This window comes from Dyadobacter sp. HNCC25DJ187 (genome assembly GCF_056895255.1).
Window position 1 is genome coordinate 1,085,190 of the sequence record NZ_JBXHAT010000001.1, and the last position, 21,810, is coordinate 1,106,999.

Here is a 21,810-nt window from a genome sequence, read left to right on the forward strand (position 1 = left end):
AATTTCCTGCTAATGTGACCTTAACGGTGGCGGCTTACTTTTGAATTTGAATAAATACAGATGTAAGAATGCCAAATTTCCGTTTCGTTCTATACCAGATCATATTCATGGTCTGTATTTGCCGTCCAAGCCTTCAGGCGCAGCATCGGGATACACTCGTATTCACACTGAAAGAAGCGCTGGATCTTGCAAAAAACAATTATCCGCTGATTAAAAGCCGGGCTGCACAGATTGAGTCCGCAGCTAATGACGTAAGTGCCGTGCGTGCTTCATATCTTCCCAAAGCTGGTTTTCAGGCGCAGGCACTGTTTTCCACATCAAATCAGGTCCGTGGGGCCTATTACAGCGTGGACGGGCTGGCTGTACCGGTTGCAGGCGGAATTAAACTTACTGATTTCGACAGCAAACCTGCATGGACCAGCCTGGGAGCACTCACTGTAGATTGGAAAGCCATTACTTTTGGAAGGCTCAAAGCAGATAAAATTGTTGCTCAAAGTAAACTGTCTTATTCCCGTCAACTACTGCAGCAGGAGATTTTTGAGCATCAGATTAGGGTGATAGATGCCTATCTTCTGGCTTTGAACACTCAAAAAATCGCCCAGCTGCAGCAACGAAACGTGCAGCGTACACAGAATATTCTCACTGTTGCCAGCGCGAACGCAGTGTCGGGGCTGAAAGCTGGAATTGATAGTTCCGTAGCCGCTGTCGAAGCAACCAAAGCGCGGATACAATACATGAACAGTCTCAATGTGGCACAGATGCAGCATGTAGTTTTGTCTGAGCTTATTGGTCGCCCTGGTGAAACAATCAGGATCGATACCATGCACTTTTACAGGCAGCTTCCCTATCAACCCCTCATGGATTCTGTTGGCCTTGCCTCTCATCCCAGACTGAAGCCTAAACAACTTGAAATGGATATTGCCAATAATACTGCAAAGCTCATCAAACTCAACAACATGCCAACATTTTCACTGATGGGTTCAGTTTGGGGGCGCGGTAGTGGCATCTCCCAAGGCATCAACTCGGACCAAAGTTTCACGATCAATTCCTCTATTACAGAAGGCTTGCCGTTCAGAGCTTATAATTACATGCTTGGCGGTACGCTTACCTGGCACCCAACCCGTTATTTTGAAACACGCCACCGCTACCGTTCGCAACAGCAGCAAGCTGTATCTATCAAAGAAAGTTATAAGTTAATCAGCCAACAGCTCACGACCAGTCAGAAAAATGCCGCATTACAGTTTGACATGGCTTATCAAACCGCCGAGCAAACCCCGGTTCAGGTGGCAGCAGCTGCACAGGCTCTTGCCCAGTCTAATGCCCGGTACGAAAGCGGACTTGAAAACATCATGGTGCTCACGCAGGTAGGCGACCTGTACAATAACGCTCAGACAGATTATTTGGTTTCGGTCAATAACCTCTGGAGAGCGTTACTGATGAAAGCGGCTGCTCACGGAGATATGAATCTATTCCTGGAACAAATACCTAATTAACAAGTCTCTCATGCTTAAAACCGCGCTTAAAAAGCCTGTTACCATTATGGTGGCGATTGCAGCGACGCTGATTTTTTCAGTGCTTGCTTTGCTGCGTATACCTATTGATATATTTCCAAACCTGAACCTGCCCACGATTTATATTGCACAACCTTACGGAGGAATGACAGCCGCGCAAATGGAAGGTTTTGTTGCAACGCGCTACCAAAACCAGATGCTGTATGTATCCGGAATCAAGGATGTAGAAGTTAAGAATATCCAGGGTTTGTGTCTGGTCAAATGTACTTTTTACGAAAATGCGAACATGGCTCAGGTATCCGGGGAAGTGGCCAATCAGGTCAACCGGGTTATGAATTACATGCCGCCGGGAACTGTCCCTCCTACTGTGGTGCGTTTTGATGCATCCTCGCTTCCGGTCGGACAATTGGTGTTCAGTAGCCAGCGTGCGACTTTGGGTGAACTGCAGGATCTGGCATCTACACGTATCAGACCGCTATTTTCACAAATTCCGGGAGCTTCTGCGCCCTCTCCATTTGGAGGCAACGAAAGAACAGTGGTAGTGAGGGTGGATCCGGAAAAGATGAGAAGCTACGAATTTACGCCTGATGATATTGTTTCGGCAGTTGTGGAAAACAATAGAATTGCTCCGGCTGGTAATATCCGTATCGGCGATTACACGGTTGTAACACCTAGCAATACGGTCATTGAGAATGTGGAGGAGTTCCTGGGTATTCCATTAAGAAAGGGTGTCGGCCCTACTGTCTTTATGCGGGATGTAGCCACAGTGGAAGATGCCACAGACGTACCGGTTGGCTATGCATTGGTTAACGGAAAAAGAGCTGTGTACATACCTGTAACAAAAACGGCAGGTGCTTCTACAATGAATGTGGTCAATGCGCTGAAAGCCAAACTTCCAGAAATGCAGAACCTGATTCCCGCTGATGTCAAACTAAGCTACGAATTTGATCAGTCGGTATATGTGATGCAGTCCGTACATTCGCTGGCTGTAGAGGGTGGACTTGGTGCGTTGCTGACAGGACTGATGGTCTTCTTATTTCTCAGGGATTTACGCAGTTCACTGATCGTGATTATCACTATTCCGATCTCTATCCTTGCCGCCATACTGCTTTTGCAAATGACAGGCCAAACGATCAATATGATGACGCTGTCCGGTCTGGCTTTGGCTATCGGAATTCTGGTGGATCAGTCAACGGTTGTGATCGAGAATATCCATCAGCATCTGGAAATGGGTAAGAGCAAGGCCAAAGCCATCCGGGACGCTTCCAGAGAGCTCGCTTTTCCGCTACTTCTAATTACACTGTCCATTATTGCTGTATTTGCACCAGCTTTCCTGATGGCCGGCATACCAGGGGGGATGTTTCTGCCCATATCACTTGCTGTCGGATTTTCGATTCTGATCTCTTACGTACTCTCGCAAACGCTTGTTCCCATACTAAGCAATTGGTGGCTCAAAGATCACCAGGATCATGCATTGTCTGCAAACAACATGCATGAGCAGCCAGCATCCGAATCGCCTGGATTCATGGACAAAATAAAGGATGGTTATATCGCGACGCTCAACAAAATGATCAGGGTACGCAGGCCCGTTATCATTCTTTATCTGCTTGTGAGTGTGATGATAGTAGGTGTAGGTTTTATGTGGACAGGACAAGATATGATGCCTCACCAGGACCGATCTAAACAATTTCAGGTACGTCTGGTCGGCCCACAGGGCTTACGGGTAGAAAGAATGGAAGACCGCGTCAAACTGGTGCTGGCAGAGATAGCAAAACTTGTAGACGGAAAACAAAACATCGGAATCTCATCCGCTTTTGTTGGTACAACACCATCCAGTTACGGAACGAGTGCCCTTTATGTGTTCAATGCTGGCCCTCATGAAGCGGTTCTACAGGTAAATCTGGCCGAAACGTATCATATGGCATCTCTTGATGAACTGAAAGAACAGATTCGAAAAGCGGTCCGAAAAGCAGTTCCCGATGTAGAAGTATCTTTTGAACCCATCGAACTTACTGAAAAAATTATGAGCCAGGGAGCATCTACTCCTATTGAAGTGGTCGTGGCAGGTAAGGATCTGGATGAAAGTGAAAAATATGCACGCAGGCTGATTAAAGCCATGAATAAAATTGATTATCTGCGTGATGTCCGTATTAAGCAGCCACTAAGATACCCTACCGTTCAGATCCAGATTGATCGTCAGAGGGCAGCACAACTCGGACTAGGCGTAGCTGAAATTTCAAGGTCTCTCGTAGCCGCAACAGCATCGAGCCGCTTTACAGCCAAAAATTTATGGCTCGACCAGTCCAAAGGATTTGCATATCAGGTTCAGGTAGAAATATCTCCGCAGTATATGCAGTCGGTGGCCGACATCCAAAGCATACCTATGGTGAAAGGACAGCTGCGACCCACTTTGGGAGATGTTGCTACGATCACCCCTTCTAACATGCCTGGCCAGTACGACCGCACCGGACCCAGACGACTCATTACTGTGTCGGCCAATATCCATCAGAAGGATTTGGGTACTGCTACCACCGATGTTCAAAACGCGATTGCATCAGTAGGAGAAGCTCCCAGAGGTTCGGTGGTAGAACTGCAGGGGATGGCTCAGCTGCTGACAGAAACGATGAACAGTCTTCAATTCGGATTGTTACTAGCTATTATTGTCATATTCCTGTTGCTGGCGGCCAATTACCAATCGTTCACTGTGGCAGGCATTGTACTGATCACTATTCCTGCGGTATTATCGGGCTCGATCATTTTCTTGCTTTCAACCGCTCAGACCCTTAATCTGCAGTCATACATGGGTATCATTATGTCTGTGGGTGTTTCTGTCGCTAATGCCTTGCTGCTGGTTACCAATGCAGAGACACTCCGAATTCAATACCGCGATGCTACTGCTGCGGCGCGCATGGCCGGATCACTCCGGTTACGTCCTATCCTGATGACGACCTGTGCTATGGTAGCGGGTATGATACCAATGGCCAGCGGACTGGGTGAAACAGGTGAACATACTGCACCTTTGGGCCGTGCGGTAATTGGCGGACTTGTTGCCTCTACATTTGCGACACTATTTATCGTACCTGTTGCATTTTCTCTGTTTCTCAGAAAGCACAATTTCGATTCTGCTTCCTTAGATCCTGACGATCCGGAAAGTACCGTATACGACCCGGTGCAGCAACAAGCACAGCAAATCCAATGACCTTGAACTGAAATATCTAAAAAATGAATCATATCCAAAACATCACCCGGTTGGCATGTCACCTCACTATAGGCGCCGCAATCACATGCATCGCAATGATACTCCCTGGCTGTAATACAAAGAATGGGCCGCAGAACCTGGCAGAGCAACAGTCGCAGGATGAAATCAGCTACTCAGCGCTGCGGGTGAATACATCACAACCTGTAAGAGAGCTCAATCTGCCAGGAGAACTGGAGAGTTTTTACGAAACAGATCTGTTTCCCCGAGTAAGCAGCTATATCAGTAAAATGCATGTAGACATCGGCGACCAGGTAGCCAAAGGACAAGTGCTGGCCGAACTTGAAGCACCTGAACTGATCGCAAATCTTACGGCTGCATTCTCAAAGGTAAAGGCAGCAGAAGCAGTTTATGGAGCAAGCAAAGCAGCATTCAGAAGAGCCATGAAAACCCGACTAACGCCAGGCGCTATATCAGAAATGGATGTGGATGCAGCACGTACCAAAGTCATTTCAGATAGCCTCACCGTTGTTGCTGAAGAAGCACATTATCAATCTGTAAAGCAGCTCGCTAATTACCTGAAGATCGTTGCTCCTTTTGCAGGCATGGTCACAGACCGTCGCCTGTCTCCCGGAGCATTTGTTGGTCCCGGAGGCCAGAACGCCGTACCTCTTCTGAAGATTCGTCAACTGGATCGTCTCAGGTTAAGACTGGCTGTACCGGAAGCATACCTGGGGGATATCAAAGTGGGAACGGAAGTCAGATTTTCAGTATCTACCTTCCGCGCTGAAAACTTTACTGGAAAAATAGCACGTGTGTCAAACAGTGTACGCCCCGATACACGCTCAGAGATGATCGAAATCGATATTTCCAACCCTAAGAGAAGGCTCAAGCCGGGAATGTTCGTATCGGCCAAACTGCCGGTAACCGCTGTAGAAGGAAGCATTTATGTCCCACAAAGTGCAGTAGTCAGTAATCTGGAAAGAACGTTCGTGATCCAGATTGAAGCAGGACGCGCCAAATGGGTGGATGTACAAAAAGGTGATGCTAACGCAGGACAAGTACAGATTTTCGGAAACATTGCACAAGGCGATACCATACTTCTTACAGCCAATGAAGATATACCCATAGACGAACCTATTCAAATTGATCTGTCAGCAACACAACCATGATTGTTGCGGATTAAAGCAAACAACAAATCATTTTTTCTATTCCGCCCCTGAACCAAAACCCGCCAGCATCCTGCTGCGGGTTCTTTTTTTTAAGAAACAAATAGCCAGTCAGTAGGTTGCAACCGATTTGTACATTACTTTGAAGATAAGAATAACATATTTGAATTGACTGAATTTATATTATCAACGTCCGCCGGTTAGCCAAAGCATTCATCATGAGGTTAAAAATCATTTATCTGTCAATGATCATTTTGGGAATATCATGCGCGCGAAACCAGGCGCAACAGTTGATATTGAAAGCCGAAGATTTCAAACCTTACATCATCGCCTTTAACGAAACGGATGAAGAAATTTATAAGCAACTGATTCCTAATGAGCATGCGTGGTCGTTCCTATCTGAACAAATCCCTCTTTTTGAGTGCCCGGACAAGCAGATGGAACAAACCTATTATTTCCGCTGGTGGACCTACCGCAAACACCTCAAACAGACTCCGGCAGGCTACATCGTCACTGAATTTTTGCCGGATGTACACTGGGCAGGCAAATACAATTCAATTAACTGTCCGGCAGGTCATCATTTTTACGAGGGCCGCTGGTTACGTGACACTTCTTATCTGAAACAATACGCACGCTTCTGGTACCATGGTGGTGGCAACCCCAGATCGTACAGTTCCTGGATGACGGACGCCATCAGCGCATTTACACAGGTACATCCGGACACCTCATTTTTGGCAGGTCTGCTGCCCGATCTCGTCGCTGATTATGAAGAATGGGAAAAAATCCGGCTTGATTCTACCGGTATGTTCTGGCAAACCGATGATCGCGACGGAATGGAAAAATCTATATCAGGTACATACGGAACAAGAAATGAAGGATATAGAGCAACCATTAATAGTTATATGTACGGCAACGCAAAAGCGCTGGCAGACATAGCCCAGATGGTGGATGATACGGCTACGGAAAAGCAATACCGAAAAAATGCTGCCGTTATCAGAAAGCAGATTATCAATAGACTCTGGGACAAAAATGCGCAGTTCTTTAAGGTGATTCCCAGAGGACTTCCTCAACTTAAAAAAGCCGATGTCAGAGAATTGCACGGGTATACTCCGTGGTATTTTTCGATACCCGAAACCCAACATGCAACAGCCTGGAAACAACTGACCGACCCGTGTGGCTTCTGGGCACCTTACGGCCCCACATCAGCAGAACAGCGGCATGCAGGATTTAAAATATCTTATGAAGGTCATGAATGCCAGTGGAATGGTCCAAGCTGGCCGTTCGCTACGACTGTTACCCTTTCCTCTCTGGCCAACCTGCTTAATGATTACGACCAGAAAGTAATGTCCAAACGCGATTTTTTCAGTCTTCTGACCACCTACAGCCGGTCTCATCAGCGTGTTAAAGAGGATGGAAAACAGGTGAACTGGATAGATGAAAATCTGAATCCCTATACAGGCGACTGGATTTCGAGAACCCGTTTATCGATGATAGAGAATGGTGGCTGGTCAACAAAAAAAGGTGGACGCGAACGCGGAAAAGACTACAATCACTCTGCATTTTGTGACCACATCATATCCGGATTGATCGGCATCCGACCATCACGCGACAATGTACTGACCATCAACCCTTTGTTACCTGCGAATACCTGGGATTATTTTTGTTTGGACCGCGTGCTATATCACGGAAAATACATCACGGTTCTTTATGATAAGACCGGAAAAAAGTATGGAAGAGGGGCAGGAATGAGGGTTTTTGTGGATGGGATAGAACGTGCTAACTCTGATGAACTGACAAAAATGACTATACCTCTTTAAATAAGCTACGCCGGGCATGCACCCGACGTTTTGAGACAAGCGCAGATCATGCACGCTCATAATGCAGCAACGCAATACCACATTCAAATGACCGCGCTTCAATCAGCTTCAAATTTTTTGGTTTTCCCTGAAAGCCAAAAACAGGTAGCCCCTCACCCATTCCGACAGGGTTTACCAGCAGATGGTACTCATCAATCAGATCTTCATTAATTAAAGAAGAAACAAAATCAGATCCGCCATATACAATCATATCCTTACCCTGCTGATTCTTCAACTCACCGATGGCGATAGCTAAATCCCTGTTCTCCAGCCGGGTATTTACCCATATAGATTCTTCCATCACTCTGCTGAAAACGATTTTGGGCGTATTTGAGAACATTTTTCCCGCATCATGATCCTGATTTTGTATGTCAGCAGCCACAGAATTCCAGTAGGGAATAAAGCCTTCCGCCAGTTTGCGGCCCAGTACAATACAATCTACAGTTTCTGTTAATATGCCTACGTAGTCGTTAAGATCCTGAGACCAGTTCGTCATGACCCAATCCATTTCACCTTCCGGTCCGGCCATTAGGCCGTCAACTGTTACCTGTACCTGAAGTTTTAGCTTTCTCATCAGTTAGTTTCGCTGTAATTTATTCCTTACAAAGGTAAATGCAATCTGGAATTCCCAGGCACCCTATTTTTGACAAGTGTGAGGGGTATTTATGACAAAAATAATGGAAAGGACTATTTGGAAGCAGTCGGCATGCTTTTACTGCAGATTACAAATAACTCATATCAGCAGCTGCCTGATAGTCAATTTTTTTTTAAACTGAACGATGAAGTTACTCTGGAAATACCTCAAACCCAGCCGAAATCTTATATCCATTTCTTTGATATTTGCCGCTATTGCACAGGCACTTAATCTGATTGACCCGATTATTTTCGGAGAAATTATTGACCGTTTTACCAAAAATACAGAACAATACACAGAGCAGGAACTGATCAGGTCCATCTCGCTCTGGTTGCTGCTTGCTCTGGGCATCGCGATCTGCTCCAGGCTTTTTAAAGCGCTGCAGGATTATTTCATGAGAAAAGCAGTGGCCAGTTTCGGGATGAATATCTTCAATGAGGGATTAAAACAAACACTTAGACTATCTTATCAGGAGTTTGAACAGGGACGCAGCGGAAGTACACTATCCATACTACAAAAGGTAAAAACCGATTCCGAACGTTTTATTAATGCTTTTATCAATGTTCTTTTCTCATCGCTGGTTGGTGTATCATTTCTGATCTGGTATAGCATGAGCCGAAACTGGCTGCTGGTCCCCGTGTTTTTCGTAGGTGTACTCTTACTTGGCTCGCTTACCGGCCTTTTATCGAAAAGAATCAAATTTATCCAGCGTTCCATCAACAAAAAGTCGGAAAAGCAGGCAGGGGTTATTACTGAGAGTCTGCGCAATATAGAACTGGTCAAAAGTTTCGGTCTGACCTTTTCCGAGATCAGGAGACTGAATGACCTGACCGAAAACATATATAATCTGGAAATGACCAAGGCCAGGAAAGTAAGCTTCCTATCCTTTCTTCAGGGTAATCTGCTGGCTGTGCTCAGGCAATCTATCCTGTTTATCCTGTTATGGCTCATTTTCAGGAATGTGCTCAGTACAGGCGAGCTGATCGCCATGCAATTTATCTCAGTGGCGATATTCACGCCTTTGCAGGATCTTGGAAACCTGATCATCCTTTATCGTGAGGCGCATACATCGCTGACCACTTTTGATAATATCATGCATAAACCTATAGAACAGCGGCCGGAAAATTCCGTGGAAGTGGGTCCTTTAAATAGTCTGCGTTTCCAAAATGTTGTTTTCCGTCATCGTACATCAGGATTCAACGCCATTGATAATCTCTCATTTTCTGTATCCACCGGGCAAACCATTGCATTTGTGGGCCCTTCGGGCTCTGGCAAATCAACACTGATCAAGCTTTTGGTAGGCTTGTACAGCCCTATTGAAGGTCAGATTTTTTATAATGATCATTTGTCAGACACTATCAGATATAATCCACTAAGGCGTCAGATCGGATTCGTTACGCAGGACACACAATTGTATGCAGGTACGATCAAACATAATCTGTTGTTTTCCAAACCCAATGCTACCGACAAGGAAATCAAAGATGCACTTCATCAGGCTTCTGCAGATACACTGATCGCCAAAGCTGAACATGGCTGGAATACCATACTAGGAGAAAATGGCATGAAACTCTCCGGCGGTGAGAAGCAGAGAATATCTATTGCCAGAGCGCTGCTGAGAAAACCAAGTCTTCTCATATTTGACGAAGCTACTTCAGCACTGGACTCTTTAACTGAACAGGATATCACCAACACCATCCGCTCTGTCTCTGCCAGCGGCAAACAAATGACGATTCTGATTGCTCACCGGCTTTCTACCATTATGCACGCCGACTGTATTTATGTTCTGGAAAAAGGGCGCATCAGCGAACAAGGCAAACATGATGAACTGGTTTCCCAAAAAGGACTTTATTATGCCATGTGGCGGCAGCAAGCCGGAGAAAGACGGTAAATTGGCTTTTAGTGACGCAAAAACTCATATAGCATGATGTAGGTTTATAGCCTCACCGGCTCCTTTAGCTTAATGGAAGAATAACAATGACAGTGGTTCCTATACCTAAATTTGAAGTAACTGAAATCTGGCCATAGTGGTTACGAATGACTTTCCTACTCAAACTGAGTCCTGCTCCAACGCCTTCAACAAAAATTTCTGTTGGCAGTTGGGAGAACACATCGAATATTTTTTCGAGCTGAGCTTCATCAATACCTATACCATTATCAGTTATTTGAATTTCAACGTATTCCCTGTTTGCAGAGAGCTGAGAGTTGCCTGACGGTTCAACCCGGATAGCCGATACGGAAATTTCAAGAGGAACATCCTTTTTGGCAAATTTAATGGCATTGTCAAACAAATGATAAAACAGCTGCTCTATCTGATCGGGATATACCAACAAAGCGGGCAGTTCCCCCACAACTACCCTCGCCGATATCTCATCCAACCGTGCGATCAGTCTTGAATGAACACTTGCTATGATCTCATTCAGATCGGTGAGTTGAAGTTCAGTTTTGTTTACATTCAAATTTGAAAACTCGGTCAGGTCATCAATCAGAATGGAGAACCGGTCTGCACCTTTTTGTATTCTTGATGCCAAAAGCTCCGCCTTATCGAATTGCTTGCTCTGAAGCGCCTCGATCAACATACCCGAGAAAATCTTCAGCTTTCTTAAAGGCTCCTGAAGCGTATGGCTCGAAACATGTTGGTACTGTCGGTTTTCATCCCGGGAATTAGCCAGATCGCGGTTTAGCTCACGAATTTTCTCTTTTTTGACCCTCATCTCATCATCTTGCTGTAAGTGAAAAGAGATCAGTTCGGCAAAAGCAGTAAACATCCCTATCACACTGGGCTTCTCTAGCTTGTGAGGTTGGGGATCAATGGCGCATAACGTCCCAAAAAACTCTCCCGATTTGAGTATGATTGGAAAGGAAATATAGCTTTGAAAACCGTACAATAATGGAACAGGATGTTCGCAAAAAAAGTTATCTTCCTTTACATTATCAATAATTACGGGTTGCAGATCATCTCTGATACCATTACAAATGGTGGTTTCAATCTTAAGCTCACTGCCTGGCACCAGCCCAAAGCTGATATCGTCACGCACGAAGCATGTGATCCATCTTTTATCTGTCACCCTTGCGATGGCTGCAAAGCCCATTCCGGTGGTCTCGCAAATCACGTTAAGCAAAGTCGGTATGATAGAAATGCTTTTTACACGTTCCACATCCCGTTCCAAATCTTCATCACTGTAACTCATATCTGATTTGTATATGAGTCTAAAATACAATTTTTTCCGCTTCCACTGTGGCACACTTTTCCAGCGCAGCAAAAATACAAACCTAACTCATTGAAAATCAAACACAAACTCTCCGAAACTAAATGATTCAAATTTTTATATTTACAACATATAACATTAAATAGTAAATTGTGGTGTCGGACTTACAGGTGTTTCCGATATATGTACCTTCATTAAAAGCTGAAAGCACCAGTAATCAATCATGAACTACAAGTACCGACTTCTTCCGACATTACTTTTATTAGGTTGCCATACCGGTAAAGGCCCAAAAGCAGATTGTGTTGAAAAACCAAGGGACTCTTCTATGTGCCTTGCCAAATATGACCCTGTGTGTGGCTGCAATAAAAAAACCTACGGTAACGAATGCGAGGCGCTGGCGCACGGAATCATTGCTTTTACAAAGGGAGAGTGTCAGGATAAGGAATAGTTGTGAAGTTTGCGGTCATTCCACCTCCTTCAAAGAACGAATCACTTTACAGGGATTCCCTGCCGCTATCACGTCGTCGGGAATATCTTTCGTAACTACACTGCCGGCTCCGATGATACTTCTGCTGCCGATCGTTACGCCCGGACAAATGATAGCTCCTCCCCCTACCCACACATCCTCTCCGATGGTGATCGGTTTCGCTGATTCGAGACCCGTCGCGCGAACGACATGGTCTATCGGATGCGTTGCAGTGTAGATCTGCACATTCGGCCCAAACAGCGTTCTACTACCTATCCTCACAGGCATAACGTCCAAAACCACACAATTGAAATTAAAAAATACCCTGTCACCCAAGACCATATTACTTCCATAGTCACAGTAAAACGGAGGTTGAACCCATAAGTCAGCACCTGAATTCGGAATAAGTTTTTCAAGAATTTCCAGTCGTTTAGCCGGTTCGTCTTCACGACCATTATTAAGTTCCAGCATCAGCAGGCGTGCATCGGTTCTCATCTGAGTCAATTCTGTATCCAATGCGTTGTAGAGCTCGCCGGCCAGCATTTTTTCTTTTTCGCTTTTCATTTGATGAATGGATTTTCTTGGTTTTTATTTTTCAGTATAAATACACAGAGGCATCGAAATAACAATGCCAGTGACAAATCCTGCAGGCACATCACTGCGTAAGCAATTGTACAATTCTGTTTGTCTGCAATCGTTAATAGAGGCGTAAATATAGCGTTGAATCCTTCAACTTTCCATAATTTGCAAATCCTGATACGTTCGCTTACGCATTTCATTTTTTTAATCTTTAATCATGAAAAGAAAAACACTTTACCTGGCTGCACTGCTTGGACTGACTGTTACCCTGAATGCATTTACTGACCAAAAGCCCAACCAACTTACCGCCCAAGAGCAGAAAGAAGGGTGGAATTTGCTGTTTGATGGCAAATCAACCAACGGCTGGCATATTTACAACAAAGGAAAAATCCCAACTGCCTGGAACGTCCAAAATGGTGAGTTACAGTGCAAGGCGGATGACTATACGGCACAACGAGGTGACCTGGTAACTGATAAGCAGTATGAAAACTATGATTTAAGGTTTGAATGGAAAATAGCAAAGGCAGGTAACAGTGGTGTTTTTATCAATGTACAGGAAAATAAAGAGCTACCAACCGCATGGGCGTCAGGGCCGGAATATCAGCTTTTGGAAAAATCGCACCCCGACCATAGCACTAACCCTTTAAAAAGAGCTGGATGTTTGTTTAATCTTTATCCTCAAAAGAATGAAGCTCCCGCGAAAGCTGCCGGCCAATGGAACCAATCATGCATCAGGCAGATAAACGGAAAAGTTGAATTTTATCTGAACGGAGTACTTACAGCTCAGGAAAATCTTCAGTCAGAAAAATGGAAAAAAACAGTAGCGTCCAGTAATTTTAAAACCTTTCCCGAATTTGGTAAACATACAAAAGGACACCTTGCTTTACAGGATTGGGCGAAGGGAATCTCATTTCGGAATATCAAAATAAAGCAGATTTAGTGCATCTTGCGGTTTATTATTAAAATCGGCCTTATAAAGGCTTCACCTACCAACAATAACCTATGAAAAGAAGAGACTTTCTTCAAAACACTGGTCTGCTAGCTGCGAGTATCATATCTTCTACCGCTCTGAATGCACTGGCCGGATCGCCCAAAAAACTGATTGATCCTTTCGGAGTGCAGCTTTACAGTGCACGTGACATTCTTCCGGCTGATCCCAAAGGAGTGATGACAAAGCTTGCAGAAATGGGTTACAAGCAATTTGAGAGCTATGGTGGTCCAAAAGGATTTCTGTGGGGAATGCAACCAAAGGAGATCAAATCTTTCCTTGACGGATTGGGTGTGAAAATGGTAAGTACACACTTCGACTTCAGCAAAGCAGCAGCAAATCCTGATCTGCTGAAAGAGCAGATTGAAATGGCGCAAGGCGCAGGTTTAAGCTATATGATCTGCCCGTGGATCGGACCGCAGAAGACCTGGGATGAATGGAAAAAAATTGCAGAAAGCTTCAACAAAGTGGGGGAACAGGTAAATGCTGCCGGAATGAAATTCGGATACCATAACCATGATTACTCTTTCAAAGCGCTGGATGGCAAGTTACCACAGGATTATTTACTTGCTAATACCGACCCAAAATTGGTCATGTTTGAGCTGGATCTTTGTTGGATTGATGTGGCTGGCGTCGACACGGGAGCACACCTTAAGAAATACGGTAAGCGTTACGAACTTTGCCACGTAAAGGATTACAAAAAGGAGAATGGGAAACCGGTACAAAATGACCTGGGCAAAGGAAATGTTGATTTTAAAAAGACGCTTCGCCAGGCGCTTGATAATGGCATCAAATATTTCCTTGTAGAGCAGGAAGAGTATCCGGAATCTCCGCTGATCAGTTTGAAGAACGATGCTGAGTACATGAAGAAATTATCTGTTTAGTTGACTCACAACAACTCATCACAGAAGAGGAAGGTTGCGCAATGCAGCCTTCCTCTTTTGTATACCTTAATTGATTAAAGAATTGTGAATATATTCAAAGAAATCAATTTCCTATACCACACTCAAAAAATCAGCTGTTTGATAATGCAAGCTTAATACTCAATTACAAATGAGGTAATTAATGGATCGTAATTTTGGGATTAAATCCAGATCACATGAGCCTGAAATCTACCGTCATAAAGAGAAAAGTATTACAACTTTCCATGGCTTTTGCTCTACTGACTATTCCATGTACCGGATTGGAAGAAGCAGCTGCAAAGGAAAATAGAAAAGCAAGCATTTTGATCGATAGAGAAGAAAGCTGCGATACATTAAGCTGCGGCGTATTTTCAGTCCTTACCTACAACATAGCCGGTCTGCCCGAAATTATATCAAGCGCTAAAACAAAACGTGCCGCCAGCATCGCACAGATCGGGCAACTGGTCAATCAATTTGATATCGTCAACGTGCAGGAAGATTTTAATTATAACAGGTACCTCTATCACTCCGGAAACACCCACACCTACCGTACCAGGACCAAAGGTAAGGTTCCGTTTGGAGACGGACTCAACACGCTATCCCGTTATCCTGTACAGAATACAATCAGAATACCATGGTTACATTGTACCGGTGCGGATTGCCTGACACCTAAAGGGTTTACCTATTCGAGATTGCAAATAGCGCGGAATACGTACATAGATCTTTACAACGTACATACCAACGCCTATAACCACGAATCGGCTGCCGCTGCACGCAGGGAAAATGTGCGGCAGCTTTCTGCTTTCATTGCAAAGAACTCACAGAAACAGGCAGTTATTATTATGGGAGATCTGAATGCACACTATGACTTTTATCTGGATAATCTACACGAACTGCTGCATACCAATAACCTGACAGATGCCTGGCTTGAACTTAAAAATAACCATCAACGGCCCCCTGTATCTACCCAACTCCCCGACAAACAGGTCTTAAAAGTGAACAACAGCACAGAATCTATTGATAAAATTATTTACCGCAGCAGTGACGATGTTGCTTTACACATATCAGATTATCAGGTTCAGGATCAGCTCTTCAAAAACAAAAATAACTTCCCTCTCTCAGACCATCATCCGGTAAGTACTGTTTTTCGCTGGCAGTTGATCAAGTCAGCGGATATTAAAAATACCCTCGCTGCATTAAAATAGCGCCGATATTTAATACACTTCTACACAAAAACCTAATCCATCTACACGATATGGTGCTTTGTGTCGTAGTCGTCACAGATATTAACAGACACTCATTTACCTTCACCACAGGTTTCCAAATATTTACCACAGAAACTTCCTAAGATGCGACTTTGGAGCTATTTTCGCGTATTAGTTCTGCAAGCATAATCTATGCTTTTTCAATCACCTGCTCCAACATGTTATACGAAGATCCGCAGCTAAGATTACTGCACACGCTCGACGAAATTGAAGACTATGCCATTATCTCGCTTGGCCTCTCCGGTACGATAGAATCATGGAACAGAGGAGCCGAAAAAATAAAGGGATATACAGCTCACGAAATCATTGGGCAAAATTTTTCAATTTTTTATACACAGACTGATCAAAGTGAAGGATTACCTCCCAGCTTGCTTCGCCTCGCCTACACAGATGGCCGGGCTTATCATGAGGGATGGAGAGTCAGACAAGACGGCACCACTTTTTGGGGAGCTGTCGTGATCACAGCAAGTCATGATTCAGATGGCACAGTGACCGGTTTTTGTAAAATCACCAGGGATTTGACAGAGCGGATGCTTAACGAGCAGCTTATCAAAGATCAGCTCACAGAACTAAAGCAGAAAAACCGCGAATTGGAGCAATTTGTATATATCGCATCTCATGATTTACAGGAGCCTCTTCTCACGATCAGAGACTTCATGGATTTGACAAAAGAAGAGTTCCCTCATATATTTGAAACCGGAGCAGAGTTGTACCTGAATGTCATTCATCAGTCTGCAGACCGCATGAGCGGACTGATCCGTGGGTTACTGGATTACTCCCGGATTGGAAATAAAGCAGTACGTACAAAGGTAGATACTATGCAGCTGCTGGCCGACATTGCTGAAGATATGTCGGCGAGCCTGAGAAACTCAGGAGCAGTTCTGACCTATCATGGCCTTCCAGTTATCACTGCATTTCCACTGGAAATTCGCCAGCTATTTCAAAACCTGATATCCAATGCGATCAAGTTTAGAAAACCGTCCACACAGTGTATAGTACATATTCAATGTAAACAAGAAGGAGAATATTGGAAATTTTCTGTTACTGATAATGGCATTGGTATAGCGCCCGCCTTTCACGAACGCATTTTTAAGATATTTCAAAGATTGCATCCCAGCAGTGTTTATGAAGGAACCGGAATAGGACTGGCTAACTGCAAAAAAATCGTTGATATGCATTCAGGCATCATCGGAGTAACATCCGAAAAGGGTCAAGGCAGCACTTTCCATTTTACAATACCTGTTCAATACGCAATACCAAGATGAAAAAATTTAAAGACCTGGAATGCATATTATTAATAGATGATAATGAGCTTACCAACTTCGTTCACACCAAGGTGATACAAAAATCTGAAATAGAGACTACTATAATAGGTGTCACTAACGTGGAAGATGCTCTGGATTTTCTAACGCAAAAAGGTGAATTTGAAAATACCGCTGAAGCACCCCGACCGGGCATTATTTTTCTGGATATCAATATGCCCGGACTTACAGGATGGGATTTTATGGAGTATTATCGAAACATTGACTCAGCGCTAAGAGCCAAAGTGATCGTAGTGATGCTCACAACATCTTTGAATCCGGAAGACCGTGAAAAAGCTTTACTTGATGGACAGATTGTCGATTTTTTACCTAAGCCTCTGCGCAGCCATATGCTCGATGATCTGGTAGAAAAGTATTTTGAACCCCAGTAATCAGTTAGCATTAACATGAGAACAGGGATATGATCCAGTTCAGATTCCGAAGAAAAATTTCAGCAGCTTCGCAATCGTTCTCTACCCGTGTCGCGTATTTGATATGATCGCCCTATACCAATAAAAAGTGCCAGAATACCTGTGAAAACATTAATCCAGATGGACGCTGCCTCACCCCGGATTACATGAAATGTAATTGCGCATACCATGAGCAAAAATACGCCAGCTGCGGCATAAAGTGTTAAATGGTTTATCCTTCGTTTCGTACCGGGAAGGATAATTCCGATGGCTCCTGCAAGATCAATCAATGACAGACTTCGGACTATATACGCTGGCACCTCCCCCATCCACGGCATGATGGGAGCTATTTCCCTGATTGGTAACATTTTCATAACGGCTCCGGATAGCAGCAGAAGAGATAAAACACATTGTGCTGTCCACAGTGCAAGATTCATTGTTTTCGAAAATTTCAGATTGGTCATGTTTTCGCTATTGTTTGTTTGTACGGCAAACCTAATTACATTTACTATCCGCACGAAAGCACTTCCCGGTTGGATAGCACTTCCTACCGGGATAGTATCGTTGATTTTAAACCAGAGACGAATATGTTAACAAACGGCGGATGTCCGAAAACTGCACTTTCAATCAAAGATGCGCTGGAAGCACTGGAAGGTAGATGGAAATTATTAATACTGTTTGCACTGTCGTCGCAACCGCTAAGATTTAAGCAGATAGCAAAAGAAGTGAAGGGAATCACAGATAAGACGCTTTCCAAAGAATTGAAAGCGCTTGAATCCAATAAGCTTATTCTCCGCCAGGTATATGATACATTTCCACCTACTGTAGAATACTCAATTACTCAACACGGGATGTCACTGGAGAAAGTAATGGAAGAACTTCATTACTGGGGTCTGGCCCATAGAAAGGAAATTATGAGCCAGCCCTGATAGAATTACAAAGGTAGAAACACACTGAATGTAGCCCCTTCTCCGGGTTTGCTTGTCGCTGTGATTGCACCACCATGGTTACTTACCACCCGCTCGCAAATTGCCAAACCAATACCGGTCCCGGAATATTCGCTCCGACCATGCAGGCGCTGAAATAATTGGAAAATACGCTCTGCATACTGTTGTTCAAATCCAACACCATTGTCGATCACATCAATCTGATAGTAAGAACTTGATGTACGTGTGGGTTTAACTCCTGCAGGTAATTCATAGTGATAAACGAGCTTGTTCTCCACGATAATCTGGGGATGTACATCAGGCTTTCTAAATTTGATCGCATTGCTGATCAGGTTCAGAAACAACTGTGATAACTGAGTACTATCACCCTGCAATTCGGGTAACGCTCCTACTATAACGTGCGTATGTGATTCCTGTATGGCAATTTCGAGATCATTCAATACGCCTGAAACTATTTTTGTTAAGGATAGCTTCCCTTGTACACTTTTGGGTGAGGTCACTCTTGAAAACGCCAGAAGATCATCAATCAACTCTGACATTCTTTTAGCGGCAGCCTGCATCCGCATAAGATAATCCATTCCGTCAGCAAGCTTGGGGCCATAACGATCCACCAAAAGCGTCGAAAAGGACTGGATTTTACGTAATGGCTCCTGTAAGTCATGCGAAGCTACGTAAGCAAACTGTTGTAAGTTAACGTTCGACTGTTTTAATAAATTATTCAGCTCGGAAAGTTCCTCATTGGTTGCCATGTATTCTTCATTGATCGCCGCCAATTCTTCATTCGTTGCTTCCAACTGCTCAGTCCTTTCCTGGACCTGCCCTTCCAGAGACAATTCAGTAATTCTCTGATTAGTTACATCCTGGATCGACCCGATAATGGTCACTGGTTCATGATTTTGACCATACAATACTTTACCCTGTGCATGGAGAATTCTAGGTGCACCTGCTTTTATCGGATCAAGGTTATACTCAATATCATACACACCGTTTGTCCCCGGAGCCAGGGCATGGTCAATGGCACCCAGCAGTGCTGGCAGGTCTGTCTCTGCTACAACATCATAAATCATCTGATCAGTGATCTCCCGATGGTCCCGCAGTCCAAACCACTCTTTCAGACGATCCGAACATTCTACACTGCCTGTTTCAACATGAATGGAATAAGTACCCAATTCAGCAAGCTCTATGGCTCCTCTCAAAAATATTTCGGTTTGCTGTAGTCTTTTTCTGCTTCTTACCTGCTCAGTCAAATCCGTCGCTACCACTAATACACCTATAATCGTCCCCTCTGTATTGCGCTGTGGCTGATAGGTAAGATCTACATAAATAGTTTCCAACACATCATCATAAGCAATATCTACTGATTGCTCTTTCGAATGAAATGGTATACCCGTGTCGATTACATTGTTGAGCAACTCGTCGAAGCCCTGACCCTGCATTTCCGGTAGTGCTTCCATCAGGGGCTTTCCTACAATTTCAGTTGCACTGCGCCCTACTAACTTGCAGTAAAATGGATTAGCCATTGTGAACATTAGATCCTGCTTCGCAATCATTGCAACGCCTACCGGAGATTGCTCAAAAAGTGACAATAGTTGCAACTGGCTTTCGTGTATCTGTTTTTCTACATTTACCCTGTTAGTTACATCAATAGCGATGTCGAGTATTGCATACACATGTCCATCACCGTCGAAAAGCGGTGAATAAGTGATATCGTAATAATTATGGCTCATCACACCATGTTGTACGATGTCAACCTGCGTACTGTAACTCTGATAGGTAACTCCGGTAGTAAAGACATCATCAAGAATTTGCAGAAAAGGCTGGTTGTGCAGTTCGGGCATCACCTCGCTAAGTGGCTTGCCCACGATGTCTGGCCCCTTTCCTACGATATCAATAAAAGATTGATTAGGCATTTCAACTTTCAATTCTCTCCCTACAAACAGTCCGATTGCAGCCGGTGCAGAAGCGATCACAGATTTAAGTTTAGCCTCACTTTCCTGAAGTGCCTTTTTAGCCAGGACCTGTTCAGTCACATCAATCGACATATCAATGATCGAATACACTTTACCCGACTCGTCAAACAGTGGCTTATATGTATATGTAAAATAAAAACGCTGTAAAACTCCATCTACCACCAGATCGACCGGTGCGTCAACAGATGTAAATGTGTTTCCGTTTTCATAAATATCCGCTAGCAGCTGAAGGAAAGGTTGGCCCTCAAGCTCAGGAAGTGCTTTATGAAGTGGTTTCCCGATCACAGAACTATCTTTACCCCAATACTCAATCATGGGTTGATTGATCAGTTCCACGATCATCTCCTTGCCTGTAAAAAGGCTGACTCCAACAGGCATTTGTTCAATTAGCGTACGAAATTTCAGTTCACTTTCCTCAAGCCTGGCAATAGCATTATACTGCTCAGTCACTTCGGTAGCCATAATCAGGATTCCGGTAACAGCTCCCTCATGATTCCGAACAGGAGAATAGACAAAATCAAAATGTGCCTGTTCTGTCCTATTATTCCTTTGCAACGTCACCGGTGCACCAGTACCAAAATAGGGCCTGCCAGTTTGATAAACCTCATCGAGTAATTCCAGAAACCCCTGTCCTTCAATTTCGGGCAGTGCATCTGCTAACGGCATTCCCGTAATTGAGCTGGATTTTCCCCACATTTCGAATATCTTCTCATTCCCCAGCTCTACAGTAAGTTGCTGCCCCTGGAGCAGGCCGATGGCCATAGGAGCTTGTTCAACGACACTTTTAAATAACTGACTTTGTTTGCTGGTTTTTAATTTTTCGTCCCGAAGATGTATTTCATGGGTTATGTCTGTAAAAGTTCCAAGTATGCGTGGTAGGGTATCGGCAGCATCCTGATGTGCTTTACCTCTGCAAAGCACCCACTTGGGTAGCTGGTTGTCTATGCCGTGCACGCTGATTTCAATAGAAAAGGATTCCTCTGACTTCGCATTCAGCAGTGTTCTTTTAAATAAATCTTGTAGATCAATATCTACCAGAGTCAACATATCGTCCAACTGCACCACATCATCACCAATAAAATCGAACAGCGACTTGGCTCTCCGGCACCAACGAAACTGCATATTTCGAAGATCCAATTCCCATGTTCCTATACCCGCAGACTCGAGCGCGAGCTCTAATCTCTTAATTTCTAAATAATTATCGGTATTAAATGGCTCTGCACTGCCTTCCATGTGGTATTGTTTAATTGGTATTGGTTTTAGGGTCCGGACAATATACGCCCATCAGCCCGATATATACAATGAAAACTATAAACATCATGCCAATTTCAGACATTGGATATGTCCGGAATGCACCATTTAGAAGTAACCCTTACGGCTATGCGTAGCCAACAAACCCAAAGGCGCCTG

The 21,810-nt window shown here is 44.1% G+C and carries 17 protein-coding genes; 12 read left to right on the forward strand and 5 right to left on the reverse strand.

The features are described 5' to 3' along the window. Positions 1-107 precede the first annotated feature (107 nt). The 4 genes from AC1XUE_RS04425 (at position 108) to AC1XUE_RS04440 (ending at position 7,693) form a co-directional block, all read left to right on the forward strand. Positions 108-1,493 carry a TolC family protein gene (locus AC1XUE_RS04425; protein ID WP_483354719.1) on the forward strand — a complete coding sequence of 462 codons (1,386 nt, stop codon included), beginning with the start codon at positions 108-110 and terminating at the stop codon, positions 1,491-1,493. A gap of 10 nt (positions 1,494-1,503) precedes the next feature. Beyond that, positions 1,504-4,710, forward strand: coding sequence for an efflux RND transporter permease subunit (locus AC1XUE_RS04430; protein WP_483354720.1), 3,207 nt, complete (start codon positions 1,504-1,506; stop codon positions 4,708-4,710). Positions 4,711-4,733: 23 nt separating this feature from the next. After that, complete coding sequence (locus tag AC1XUE_RS04435; protein WP_483354721.1) at positions 4,734-5,879, forward strand: efflux RND transporter periplasmic adaptor subunit; 1,146 nt, start codon at positions 4,734-4,736, stop codon at positions 5,877-5,879. A gap of 215 nt (positions 5,880-6,094) precedes the next feature. Then, entirely contained in the window at positions 6,095-7,693 is a 1,599-nt protein-coding gene (locus AC1XUE_RS04440; protein WP_483354722.1) for an MGH1-like glycoside hydrolase domain-containing protein, read from the forward strand. 46 nt (positions 7,694-7,739) lie between these two features. On the opposite strand, the gene AC1XUE_RS04445 is transcribed toward AC1XUE_RS04440, so the two are convergent. Further along, positions 7,740-8,306, reverse strand: a complete 567-nt coding sequence (locus tag AC1XUE_RS04445; protein WP_483354723.1) for a dihydrofolate reductase family protein — start codon at positions 8,304-8,306, stop codon at positions 7,740-7,742. 205 nt (positions 8,307-8,511) lie between these two features. Between AC1XUE_RS04445 and AC1XUE_RS04450 the strand changes: the two genes are divergently transcribed. Beyond that, positions 8,512-10,254 (forward strand): ABC transporter ATP-binding protein, encoded by a 1,743-nt coding sequence (locus AC1XUE_RS04450; protein ID WP_483354724.1) that lies wholly within the window; start codon positions 8,512-8,514, stop codon positions 10,252-10,254. A 64-nt stretch (positions 10,255-10,318) separates the two neighbouring features. Here AC1XUE_RS04450 and AC1XUE_RS04455 read toward each other — a convergent pair whose 3' ends face one another. Continuing rightward, the gene (locus tag AC1XUE_RS04455) at positions 10,319-11,554 is read right to left on the reverse strand and encodes a sensor histidine kinase (RefSeq protein ID WP_483354725.1); all 1,236 of its coding nucleotides are present in this window, start codon (positions 11,552-11,554) and stop codon (positions 10,319-10,321) included. A gap of 241 nt (positions 11,555-11,795) precedes the next feature. Between AC1XUE_RS04455 and AC1XUE_RS04460 the strand changes: the two genes are divergently transcribed. Then, a complete protein-coding gene (locus AC1XUE_RS04460) occupies positions 11,796-12,020 on the forward strand; it encodes a Kazal-type serine protease inhibitor family protein (protein WP_483354726.1) in 225 nt (74 codons plus the stop codon). A 15-nt stretch (positions 12,021-12,035) separates the two neighbouring features. Here the strand turns inward: AC1XUE_RS04460 and AC1XUE_RS04465 are convergent, their stop codons facing one another. Further along, positions 12,036-12,602 carry a sugar O-acetyltransferase gene (locus AC1XUE_RS04465; RefSeq protein WP_483354727.1) on the reverse strand — a complete coding sequence of 189 codons (567 nt, stop codon included), beginning with the start codon at positions 12,600-12,602 and terminating at the stop codon, positions 12,036-12,038. 232 nt (positions 12,603-12,834) lie between these two features. Between AC1XUE_RS04465 and AC1XUE_RS04470 the strand changes: the two genes are divergently transcribed. The 5 genes from AC1XUE_RS04470 to AC1XUE_RS04490 all read left to right on the forward strand — a co-directional run bounded on the left by AC1XUE_RS04470 (position 12,835) and on the right by AC1XUE_RS04490 (position 17,465). Then, the gene (locus AC1XUE_RS04470; RefSeq protein ID WP_483354728.1) at positions 12,835-13,557 is read left to right on the forward strand and encodes a 3-keto-disaccharide hydrolase; all 723 of its coding nucleotides are present in this window, start codon (positions 12,835-12,837) and stop codon (positions 13,555-13,557) included. 62 nt (positions 13,558-13,619) lie between these two features. Then, entirely contained in the window at positions 13,620-14,489 is an 870-nt protein-coding gene (locus tag AC1XUE_RS04475; protein ID WP_483354729.1) for a sugar phosphate isomerase/epimerase family protein, read from the forward strand. A 215-nt stretch (positions 14,490-14,704) separates the two neighbouring features. Beyond that, positions 14,705-15,712 (forward strand): endonuclease/exonuclease/phosphatase family protein, encoded by a 1,008-nt coding sequence (locus AC1XUE_RS04480; RefSeq protein ID WP_483354730.1) that lies wholly within the window; start codon positions 14,705-14,707, stop codon positions 15,710-15,712. 218 nt (positions 15,713-15,930) lie between these two features. Next, on the forward strand, positions 15,931-17,037 hold the full coding sequence (locus AC1XUE_RS04485) for a sensor histidine kinase (protein ID WP_483354731.1): 1,107 nt from the start codon (positions 15,931-15,933) through the stop codon (positions 17,035-17,037). Next, positions 17,034-17,465 (forward strand): response regulator, encoded by a 432-nt coding sequence (locus AC1XUE_RS04490; protein ID WP_483354732.1) that lies wholly within the window; start codon positions 17,034-17,036, stop codon positions 17,463-17,465. Before AC1XUE_RS04485 ends, AC1XUE_RS04490 begins: the two co-directional genes overlap by 4 nt. A 59-nt stretch (positions 17,466-17,524) precedes the next feature. On the opposite strand, the gene AC1XUE_RS04495 is transcribed toward AC1XUE_RS04490, so the two are convergent. Further along, positions 17,525-17,947 (reverse strand): DoxX family protein, encoded by a 423-nt coding sequence (locus AC1XUE_RS04495; protein WP_483354733.1) that lies wholly within the window; start codon positions 17,945-17,947, stop codon positions 17,525-17,527. A 123-nt stretch (positions 17,948-18,070) separates the two neighbouring features. Here AC1XUE_RS04495 and AC1XUE_RS04500 point away from each other — a divergent pair, with 123 nt between their 5' ends. Continuing rightward, the gene (locus AC1XUE_RS04500) at positions 18,071-18,412 is read left to right on the forward strand and encodes a winged helix-turn-helix transcriptional regulator (RefSeq protein WP_483354734.1); all 342 of its coding nucleotides are present in this window, start codon (positions 18,071-18,073) and stop codon (positions 18,410-18,412) included. 5 nt (positions 18,413-18,417) lie between these two features. Here AC1XUE_RS04500 and AC1XUE_RS04505 read toward each other — a convergent pair whose 3' ends face one another. Beyond that, a complete protein-coding gene (locus AC1XUE_RS04505) occupies positions 18,418-21,633 on the reverse strand; it encodes a PAS domain-containing sensor histidine kinase (protein WP_483354735.1) in 3,216 nt (1,071 codons plus the stop codon). Between the last annotated feature and the right edge of the window lie 177 nt (positions 21,634-21,810).